This is a genomic window from Rhodoferax sp. (genome assembly GCF_030653815.1).
Lineage (GTDB): Bacteria > Pseudomonadota > Gammaproteobacteria > Burkholderiales > Burkholderiaceae_C > Rhodoferax.
The window spans coordinates 1-9,739 of sequence record NZ_JAURYQ010000027.1 but is presented as its reverse complement, the minus strand read 5'-3'; the positions used below and the strand labels follow the sequence as shown (position 1 = coordinate 9,739).

The 9,739-nt window shown below is 57.5% G+C and carries 8 protein-coding genes and 3 pseudogenes; 5 read left to right on the top strand and 6 right to left on the bottom strand.

All coding sequences use genetic code 11. The features are described from left to right. Positions 1-103: 103 nt before the first annotated feature. Positions 104-859, bottom strand: coding sequence for an inovirus-type Gp2 protein (locus Q7U49_RS09525; protein WP_304764033.1), 756 nt, complete (start codon positions 857-859; stop codon positions 104-106). Between the two features lie 779 nt (positions 860-1,638). Further along, positions 1,639-1,989, bottom strand: a complete 351-nt coding sequence (locus Q7U49_RS09520; protein ID WP_304764032.1) for an AlpA family phage regulatory protein — start codon at positions 1,987-1,989, stop codon at positions 1,639-1,641. 722 nt (positions 1,990-2,711) lie between these two features. On the opposite strand from Q7U49_RS09520, the pseudogene Q7U49_RS09515 reads away from it, so the two are divergent. From Q7U49_RS09515 to Q7U49_RS09505, 3 genes and pseudogenes are all read left to right on the top strand, one after another. Then, positions 2,712-2,909 (top strand): annotated as a pseudogene (locus Q7U49_RS09515) (IS91 family transposase); the annotation flags it as partial. A 186-nt stretch (positions 2,910-3,095) separates the two neighbouring features. After that, positions 3,096-3,860: a phytanoyl-CoA dioxygenase family protein gene (locus Q7U49_RS09510; RefSeq protein WP_304764031.1), complete on the top strand. Its 765-nt coding sequence runs from the start codon at positions 3,096-3,098 to the stop codon at positions 3,858-3,860. Positions 3,861-3,972: 112 nt separating this feature from the next. Further along, positions 3,973-4,200 (top strand): annotated as a pseudogene (locus Q7U49_RS09505) (transposase); the annotation flags it as partial. Here Q7U49_RS09505 and Q7U49_RS09500 read toward each other — a convergent pair. From Q7U49_RS09500 to Q7U49_RS09485, 4 genes and pseudogenes are all read right to left on the bottom strand, one after another. Next, positions 4,164-4,334, bottom strand: a pseudogene (locus Q7U49_RS09500) (transposase); the annotation flags it as partial. The pseudogenes Q7U49_RS09505 and Q7U49_RS09500 sit on opposite strands and share 37 nt — an antisense overlap. Before the next feature lie 103 nt (positions 4,335-4,437). Next, entirely contained in the window at positions 4,438-6,081 is a 1,644-nt protein-coding gene (locus Q7U49_RS09495) for a Na/Pi cotransporter family protein (protein WP_304764030.1), read from the bottom strand. A 121-nt stretch (positions 6,082-6,202) separates the two neighbouring features. Next, a complete protein-coding gene (locus Q7U49_RS09490; RefSeq protein ID WP_304764029.1) occupies positions 6,203-7,663 on the bottom strand; it encodes a phosphatidylserine/phosphatidylglycerophosphate/cardiolipin synthase family protein in 1,461 nt (486 codons plus the stop codon). Between the two features lie 288 nt (positions 7,664-7,951). Further along, positions 7,952-8,623 (bottom strand): universal stress protein, encoded by a 672-nt coding sequence (locus Q7U49_RS09485; protein WP_304764028.1) that lies wholly within the window; start codon positions 8,621-8,623, stop codon positions 7,952-7,954. Between the two features lie 176 nt (positions 8,624-8,799). Here Q7U49_RS09485 and Q7U49_RS09480 point away from each other — a divergent pair, with 176 nt between their 5' ends. Together Q7U49_RS09480 and Q7U49_RS09475 are read left to right on the top strand one after the other, a co-directional pair. After that, on the top strand, positions 8,800-9,123 hold the full coding sequence (locus tag Q7U49_RS09480; RefSeq protein ID WP_304764027.1) for a type II toxin-antitoxin system RelE/ParE family toxin: 324 nt from the start codon (positions 8,800-8,802) through the stop codon (positions 9,121-9,123). Continuing rightward, on the top strand, positions 9,120-9,431 hold the full coding sequence (locus Q7U49_RS09475) for a helix-turn-helix domain-containing protein (RefSeq protein WP_304764026.1): 312 nt from the start codon (positions 9,120-9,122) through the stop codon (positions 9,429-9,431). The genes Q7U49_RS09480 and Q7U49_RS09475 overlap by 4 nt, the downstream gene beginning before the upstream one ends. The last annotated feature ends 308 nt before the right edge of the window (positions 9,432-9,739 follow it).

Genomic DNA, 9,739 nt, shown 5'->3' with positions numbered 1-9,739 from the left:
CAAGAGCTTGAGGCCAAGCTGTACAAGGCGGCATTACCGCGCAACAGCAAACAAGCACTGCCTGACTTTGCCCAGATACACACTGAGCTCAAACGCGCCGGTGTCACCCTGCAACTGCTGTGGGAGGAATACGCCAAGGGCTGCCGGCGTTCGCGTTCGCTGACGCCGATAAATGCGGCTGATCCAGGTGAAGATTTTCGGCTGTAGACCGATCCTTCCTCGGGCGTCCGACGCCTAACGTATTGATGCGAGGGCTTTTGCCTTTCCCAAAAACTCGGCCGCCATCAAACTCAGGCATCAAGCAGTAGTCTTTTTTTGTCAGGTACTGAACAACGTGGTCCAGGTTGTGGCGCTTTTGCTCGTCGTCGCTTTCGATCCGACCGATACCGAGGCGATTGAGGCGCTGGTAGCGTTTTTTGTTGCCATTGCAGTTGTAGTAGGCCCCACGCCCTTTCGTAACGACGTCCACCCAGTATTCCCCAATTTTGCGGGCGATGTAGGTGTCCTTCTGTACTTTTGATCCGTCAAAAAAGAAGATGACATGGAAGTGGTATCCACGACCGCGTCCACCATATTCAAGCGACCAGATGTACCCGCCAATGTCGTCAAACAGCCTGTTGTGCCGACGGTTCTCCATGAAATGCGCCAGGTCGGATCTTGCTTGCGCCAAGCTGGGCTCCTCTTTGTCAGTTCGATACTCCAGATCAACTCGAATAACTTCAAGCCGGTTCCGCCATGCAAAGATCCTATTCACATACTGCCGAGAGCTTTGAAACTTCTTGGTTGAGTTTTCTTGCCTGCGAGTAACACTCTTCTTGAACGCCACCGTGGCAGCCTCACGCCGAATTTCATCCACCATCTCGTTCAAACGCTCCGCCACCTTCTTGCCTTCCACCAAGGACCAGGCACCCGGCACTTTGAAAGTTTCCAGCCACATATCCAGTTTCTTAACAGTGTCAAAGAACAGCTGAATATGTGGGCTGTGTCGGATCTTGGGGCTATAAAGCGCAATGAATTGGGGCATGCGCCAGGCGAAGTAGCTGAGGGCCGTGACCGCATGGACTTCACGCCCTGATTTGTCCGTTGTTTTTTTATATATCGGGTCTCTGCTGGAGAGGATCGCCTTCACCGCCTCCTCCAAGGGGGGATACGGGCTTTGGTACTGATGAGCAAGCACCATCACCGTTTCGCCGCCAACTTCCTCTTGCCAGCAATTCGATTGTTCATCTTGCGCTAGGTAAAATTCATCGTCAGAAATACTGTCTTCCAAGTCAGATTGATTGCTCACTTTCGGTCCTCGTATAAGGCTGGGTCGTAAAGACTCAGCTGGCGTTAGAGGCGCTATTCTCTAACGCTTGATTGTTGGGTTATGACATGACGTGGTGCAGGACTCCTATGAGTTCTCCTCATACACGTTAATTAACCAAAATTGATCGGTTTGGAAGGTGTTCTCTCCGCGATAATCTTTAGCAGAAAATCGCGGGCGTAGAGCCCCCGCTGCATTTTTGGGCATGTACGCAGTTAGGCCTTATCTCCCTGAAGGTCGGTTGACCTTCGGGGAGAATGTTTATATGGCTTTTTCGGGGGCGAACTCTGCGTTTCCGCTCAAGTCCGGATTGATTCGATTAACTTCGGGGGTCAGGTTGTACCCCCTTTGCGGCTCAGATCAATGCGGTGCTGCAGCCAGCGTTCGATCTCCCAGTTGAGCCAAATAATCGAACGGCTGGAGGTGCGAATCGGTGGTGGAAAAAATGCATCGAATTGCTTGCTCGTCGGACACATTTTGGAGTAGATGGTCGATCGGCTCAGCTTTGTGATTAACTGAACTTCGGGGAGCTTGAGCCCCTTCGTTTGCTTACCCATCGAGTTTTCCACTAAGCCGAGCCTAGTCGTTTCGTGGCCCGTTGGATTTTCGCCGGGCCGCCCGAATGCTTGAGCCATCGAAGGATAAAGAGGAAACACTGACTTTTTTGGCGATGCATTTTGCATATACGCGCTCCATAACAGATCAAAAGAATGCAAACGCCCACGCGATCAGTACCGCTGTGTTGGCGAACGCGCGATGGCTTCTGACCGTGTTAATGCACGGTGGGTCGCTTGTTGCTAGTAAAGCGACCGAAGCCCGAATCTTTATTACCGTCCGTAGAGAAGACGTCTGTTATGGATAATTATTGGGCGTGGCGGCCCGTGTTGATAGCTGAGCGTGTCGAACTCAGTGCGGCAATTATAGGTTTACGCAAGCGACTGTCAAGGTAGCCTGGGAAGTGTGAAATATTTTTCGAGTCCGATTGAAGCCCAAAACAATCATGCACATTACCGGGGAACAAACCGGGGAACAAAATAAAGATTGAATTGAAGAATTCTATATTTCATGCGGGTTTCGGACTATCTCTCAGTAGACGCCAGCCCACCATATACAAAATCCAACCCGTTACACGGTTGGATTTTTTTCGCCTGTACCCGCGTGTTCATTGGGGTTTCCGAGGATTCTTGCGGACTTCGCGGTTTTTCCGGCCGATCAGAAATCCGTCACTTTCGCTCTCTCCGGGCCAATAGTCTCCGCTACAGAGAGAACACCGGTCACACCAAAGTCCGCAAAGTAGCATGGATAGCTGACTTCGGCGAAAAGTCAGCGATCGACTCCTTGGTGCCCTGACCCGACATCCAATTTTGTCGGTCTGTTTCGGAGAAAGTTGGCTGGCTCCAGAAGACACAGTGCCGACATCGGGCAAATTCTTGACCACATCGGGGCGGACTCAGAGCCCCCGCACATCTCCCCGGCACGTGGGCCGCCGCTGTGGGACGACTGTGGTGCGCAGATGGATGACGGGGCGCAAAGCGAGCCGCAATGGGATATGGCAGCGCAACCGGCACCGGACTACGAGATCGATCAGCGCGTCAATTGGTGAGTAAGCCAGACAGCGACCCCGACGCGCTGCGGGTCAGTACAGCGCCAGATCAGCAAATTCAATCACCAATGAAGCGATCTGTGCGCGTGCACGCCCACATAAGCGACTTTCGCAGGGTTTGTACTGATTCTGGTGGCCGATCTGAAGAGTGATACTGGTACGCATGTGGTTGAATTTCCTATCCTTATGATGGACGAGATGCAGAAAAAGCAGTTGGCCGAGCAGGGCTATGCCATTTTCCCGAATCTGATACCGCCAGCCATGCTGGCCGAGATGCGTGCACGGGTTGAGGCGCTGTATAAGGAGGAGGGCGACCGGGCCGGGCAGGAATTCAAGCACGAGCCGGGCGCGTTGCGTCTGGCCAATTGCGTAGACAAGGGCGAAATATTTGAGCGTGCGGTGGCCATGCCCGAGGTACTGGAGGCAGTTGGCGCGGTGCTCGGCCCGGAATTCAAACTCTCAAGCCTGAACGTGCGTACGGCGCTGCCGCACAACGGCATCAGCCAGCCGCTCCATTGCGACATGGCGGCGATCCCGGATGCGGGTGGCTACTGGGTCTGCAACTGCATCTGGATGCTGGACGACTTTACGTTACAGAATGGTCCGACCCGGGCTGTGCCTGGCACCCATCTGCTCGGGCGCCTGCCGGATCGCCCTAAAGATGCGCATCCTGAAGAGGTCAAAATCACAGGCAAGGCCGGAACCGTGGTGGTCATGAATGCACACCTGTGGCATGGGGGCGATGCCAATCTGACGGACAAGCCGCGCACGGCGTTACACAGCTTCTATTGCCGTGGTGACAAGCCACAGCAGCAGTACCAGAAGCGTCTGCTGCGCCCGGAAGTTCAGGGACGTTTGTCGCCGGCCCTGCGGCGCTTGCTGGCCCTGGACGATCCGCACAACGATGCCATCAGCGCGGAAGTGGCCGTCACTTCCGGGTTCATGAAATAAGGCGGTACCGTCCCCGGGACGCTGGGGAGGGCTGCGGGGAGCGTGCGGACGGCTGCCGATCCCCAAGTCGCGCGGCAATGCCGCCGCTCACGTTAGCGATGCAGATACATAAGCTGCATCAGGCGTCATCTTCCACCCGGCCAGCGGGGTCGATGAGCGTGTCGCAATCCAAGCCCAAGCCACCTTGCGCAGGCGTGTCCTGCGCGCCTTCGTGGGACGGGGGCTACTGCAAAGCTTTGAGGCCAATGAGATGCTGGCCTACCGCCACAGTGGGTTTTCTGTCGATGCCGGTGTTTGCATTGCAGCGCACGAGCGCGCAGGTCTTGAGCGGCTGCCGCGCTCCAGGGCGCTGGGATAAAAACCACCGCTTCTCACCTGGGGCACCTCAAAGGTGATTTCTCCCATGCGGGTGAGCATGGTCTTGGATTTGTAGCCGTTGGCCTGGCCGATACGCTGGGCGCTACGCTCGTAGGGCATGCCCAAAGGCTCCAGTAGACCCATTCCCGACGTTCACCGGAACCCCATGAGCCCCACAGAAAAGTGGAAAAGCTGACCTTCAATTTCGCCGGAAGCTGCCTTAGGTTTGGGTGGGTTCTGGTTCGGGGTTGTTCATGCGGCTCTGCAAGGCGTGGGCTTTGACAATATGCTCAATAGCGCGGCGCAGTGCACTGGCAGCGCGCAGTTGCGCGTCCATGGCGGTCACGTCGAGCTGCCCTTGTGTCCCGTCACGCAGCAGGCGGTCTTTGAGGTTCTGATAGGCGATTTTGAGCGAGATGCTGGCTTGTTCCAAGGTACGGCGGTCGCTGCCGGCCTCTACCGTGGCCAACGTCAGAATGTGGTCTGCGTGCTGTCGCAAGGTGGCCCAATCGGAGCTGTCGAGTGCAGCCTGGTGGACCTGTGGGACAACCGATGCGGGCAGGTTCAGTTCGGCCAACGCTTGGGCCGCCTCACCGGCCAAGGCCACGGCCGTTTCATGGTCGCGTGCAAGGTGCAGCATGTTGGAGAGCCGCGCGGCGCTCAGCGGGGACATGCCACTGCGGTGCAACTGCACAATGAAGTCAGCAATTGCCTTTCCCAAGCGGTCAGCCGCTACCGGGTGCAGGCTGGTGCCCGCTGCCAGCGGCTCGCGCAGCACTGCCTGCACGCTGGCCACCGCCATTTGCCCCAGGCGCGCCACCTCGCGCTGCAGGGCATCGAGCGCCAAAGCGGGGATGGTCAACACGGTTTTGTCCAGGTAGCGAGGGCGGCCCTGGTCTTCATCAGCAGCCTTGAAGCGGCCCTCCAGAAAGCGTGTCATGCGCGCCGCCACTGGCCAGATCAGCAGCACGCCCAGCAGGTTGAACACGGTGTGAAACAGCGCCAGCTTGGCTGCTGGGTCGGGCGGCAGGTCGAGCCACTCGCGTAGCACGGCCAAAAAGTTGATCAACCACGGCAGCAACACCAGCGCGACCACCCCTGTGAGCAGGTTGAACAAAATGTGCGCCGCAGCGGCGCGCTTTGCGTTGGGCGTAGCACCAATGGCGGCAATCAGCGCCGTCACCGTGGTGCCTAAATTGGCACCAATCACCACAGCGGCCGCGCCCTGTGCCGACAGCAGGCCACCCTGCGCAGCGGTCAGCGCCACGGTGAGTGCCGCGCTGGAGCTTTGCATCAGCACCGTCAACAGCACGCCACTGCCCACCAGCAGCAACACATTCAAAGCGCCGCCACCATCGGGCAGCGTCATGCCTGCAGCGACACCGGTGAAGCTGTTTTTGAGCAGGTCAATGCCCAAAAACAGCACCCCAAAGCCGGCGATGGCCATGCCCATGGCACCACGTCGTTGACCCTCGCCGCTGAGTCGAAGCACCATTCCCAGACCGATCATGGGCAGGGCCAGTGCCTCAATCTTGAACTTCAGGCCCACCAGCGCCACCAGCCACCCGGTCATGGTAGTGCCCACGTTGGCGCCAAACAGCACCCAGATGGCTGGCCCCAGCGTCAGCAGCCCGGCATTGACGAAACCAATGGCCGCCACGGTGACGGCGCTTGACGACTGCACCACGGCGGTCACCAGCACGCCGCTGGCCAGGGCGCGCGCGCGTGTTTGCGTCGCGTTGGCCAAAATGCGTTCCAGCGCCGGGCCAGCAGCCAGTTTGAGGCCGTCGGTCATCAGCCCCATTCCCAGCAAAAACAGGCCCACGCCACCAGCCAGGCCGCCGATCAGTGACAGGTTGTTCATGGTTTTACTATTTGTTCTTTATGCTTTAAATCATAGTGGAAGCAATACTTAGCGCCGGGCGCCGTGTGCGCAAGTGAGTTCGCATTGAAAGAGCAATATAGTCAATTTCTGCGCTAGCCAGTCACAGGTATGGCGACAGCAGCCAGACCAGTCGGTCGCGCAGCCGTGCACCCAAGGACTGCCCGGCCAACTCGGCGGTCGTGAGTTGGTGTGCCTGCGCAATGCGCTCATCCACCAGGGCATCGAGCTGCTGCACCAGTTGCGCGTCGTGACATTCCAGGTTGTATTCGAAGTTCAGTCGCAGGCTGCGCGCATCCCAATTGGTCGAGCCGATCAGCGACCACGCGTCATCCACCAAAAACAGTTTGGTGTGGTCAAAGCCCGGCCCGCTCAGGTGGACGCGACAGCCGCTGGCAACCAGCCAGCCAAACTGAGAGCGCATGGCCCAGTCCAGCAATGGCAGGTTGCTGCGCGCGGGCAGCACAATATCTACCGTCACGCCGCGCAGGGCCGTGATCTGCAGCGTGGTAAGTAGCACATCGTCAGGCAGAAAATACGGTGTCACAATGCGCACCCGCTGGCGCGCCGTTGCCAACGCGCCCAAAATTACCTGGCGCATATGGTCAATGTCGGCATCTGGCCCGTCCGTGATGCCGCGCGCCAGCACCGGGCCACAGGCTGCGTTGCCAACAAACCAGGGGCGGCCATGTAAGGTCTCACCGGTGGTAAAGGCCCAGTCGATGGCAAAGGTGCGCTGCAGGTCGGTGACCACGGGGCCGCGTACGGCGAAATGCAGGCATTGAATCAGTGGCGCAGACGCTGTTGACAGCCAATGGGCAGAACTGATATTCATGCCGCCGGTAAAGCCAATTTCACCATCGACCACCATGATCTTGCGGTGGTTGCGCAGGTTGGCCTGGGCCAGCAGGCGGGTCAGGCGGGGCGGCAGAAACACGGCTGCTGGAACGCCACAGCGGCGCAGTTGCTTGACCATATGGCGGCGGCTGTAACGCGCCCCGACCGCATCAATGAGCACCCGCACCTGCACCCCGCGCGTCTTTGCCTGTGCCAGCGCCTCCAGAAAAGAACGCCCGGCCAGATCATCGTCAAAAATATAACTGAGCAGTGTGACCGAATGGCGTGCCGCGTGAATCGCAGCCAGCATGGCGGGATAGGCTTGCTCGCCATGCACAAGCGGCGTCACCGTATTGCCAGCCAACAAGCTTCGCCCGGTGACCTCACGGGTGAGCCGGCTAATGCCGGCCAGTTCCGGCAAGCAAGGGGCATCTGCTTCACTGGTCGGGTCAGCGCTGGAGCCGTCACCGCGCCAGGTGTCAGTGAGCCCCAAGGCCACAGCGGCACGTCGGATGCGGTTCACGCCCAGCATCAGGTACAACAGGGCTCCCATGAACGGCGCGAGCCAGGCCAGCGCAATCCAGCCGATCGCCGCGTGCACGAGCCGCTTGTTCAGCAACGCATGCACCGTCACGGCCGTGGCGCACACCAGATGCAACAGCGACACAAGAAGGGGGGCGAGACCCTGTGCCAGCAGCAGCGTGGATTCCAACCAGGAAGAGCTCATGGTTGCATGTTAGCCGCTTGGCACACTAACTCTTTATGCCATGGGCGTACGCGTCAGGTGATCAAAGGCCCCCAAGGCGGCTTCGGCAACGTCGCCGGTGGCAATGATGATTTGCTCGAACAGTACCTGCGGTACGGATTGCCTGGTACGCGGTCAAAGCGGTTGGGAACAACGTCACCAACCCGCCCCGTTTTCGTTCTGGTTCCTGAGTTTGTCGCAGGCGAGAGCACCATAGGCTTATGATCTGGATGATCCTGCCTAGCGGCATCAAGTCAGGATTCTCAGGAATCAATTCACTCTCGACAAGGACTCCGGGTTCATTACCGAGTTCGGGTTATCAGGCCGCGGATCGCCAGAGTAGAACAGCAACAGATTGGCTCGGGGGAAAAGTTCTGCGAGTTCTTCTGGCAGGTGAGTCATACTGGGCTTCCACGTCAAGCCACCCTGTCGGGCGCCGAACAGGATCAGGAAATCTCCGTCACGGTATTGCTCTTTGAGGGCACGGGTCAGCCCTGGCCAGCGTTCTGTCTTACTCATAACAAGATCGCAATCGGGCGCCAAAGTCCGAATTCGACTCAACACCCGCTCGGAAACCCCCGCATGGCCGATCAAGACCACTGGAGCGCTAAGCTGACGAGCCAGTCGTTTGATGGACCTGATGCCGGCGTTGAAGCCCGGCTCCAGATCGGCATCGGGTGAAGCGATGAGGAGTAGGCGACGGGTGGTGTTGATTGGTTCGCGTGGCCGCAAAACGAGCAAGGAGAACTCGCTCTCGCGCAGCAGGTTCTCCATCAGCGAGCCGAAGAAGAACTCTGGCGCACGGCTTTGCTCGCTCCAGCCCATGAGGACTTCCGTCGCGTTCAGTTCGCGCCGTGCCTTGAGGATGCCTGAAGCCAGGTTGAGGTCGATACGGGTGAGGGGTTTGGAGGGCACTTCCACCTGCGATAGATACTTGGCCACGGATGGCAAGGCGTGGGTTGACCCGAGTCGCCAACTTGAGATTTCCGAGCGCATCGCAGCCCGGCGTGCCCGGCTGCTGCCCGAGCGCAAGTCCCTTCAGGCGCGATTGCTGGCCAAGTGGCGTGCAAAGTAATGTGTGAGTTGATATGAGATCAAATTCGATGCATAATTGACGCATGGAAACCAACTTCAAACGGCCGTTTGCTCAGTACGTCAAAAAGGCACACAAGCCCTTGCAGTTGGCAATTGAAGATGAAGTGGACGTCGTTTGCGATGATCCCGAAATTGGTGAGCTGAAGGTTGGAGACCTGGCCGGAATCCGAGTGCGCAAGTTTCGCTTCAGTCGGCAGGAGTATTTGATTGCTTATCGCGCTCCAAAGGACGATGTGTCCGTGGAGTTTTTAGTTATTGATTTTTATCAGGTGGGTACTCACGAGAATTTTTACGCTGAGTTGAAACAGTACCTACGACAGGAAAAATCCAAAGGAACCTCAAAATGAGCCACGCATTGACCGCACAAGATCTCTTCTCGGAGATGAAGCGCATGCCCTCGACTGAGCGGATCAAATTCTTTTCGCTTCTGACAAACCAGGCGTTTAGGGATGATGACTTCACGCATGAGCAAGTGTTCGGTCACTTGCAGCATGAACCTTTATCGGCGTTTGAGGCGGCTGAGTATCTAGAGGTGTCTTTGCCAACTCTGCGGCGATATGTGCAGGCGAATAAATTGCTGCCCTGTCACACGGTGGGACGCAACCAGATGTTTTCTGCCGAAGATCTTCGAGCCTACAAACGAGCTCGGCGGTAGAGGCTATTTGTCTGGTTTGTGAAGTTTGATGTTCAGTTCGAAGTTTCACCATCCGAAAAGGACAATCTTCGCAATCATGGAACAAATACCCGAAACCTTCCTCACCTGTTCCGAGAGCGAGTTTGAACCGTGGTCCGCAGTACACCACCATATACAAGTTCCAACCCGTCACACGGTTGGATTTTTTTCGCCTTTACCCGCGTGTTCATTGGGGTTTCCGAGGATTCTTGCGGACTTCGCGGTTTTTCCAGGCGCACAGAAATCCGCCACTTTCGCTCTCTCTGGGCCAATAGTCTCCGCGACAGAGA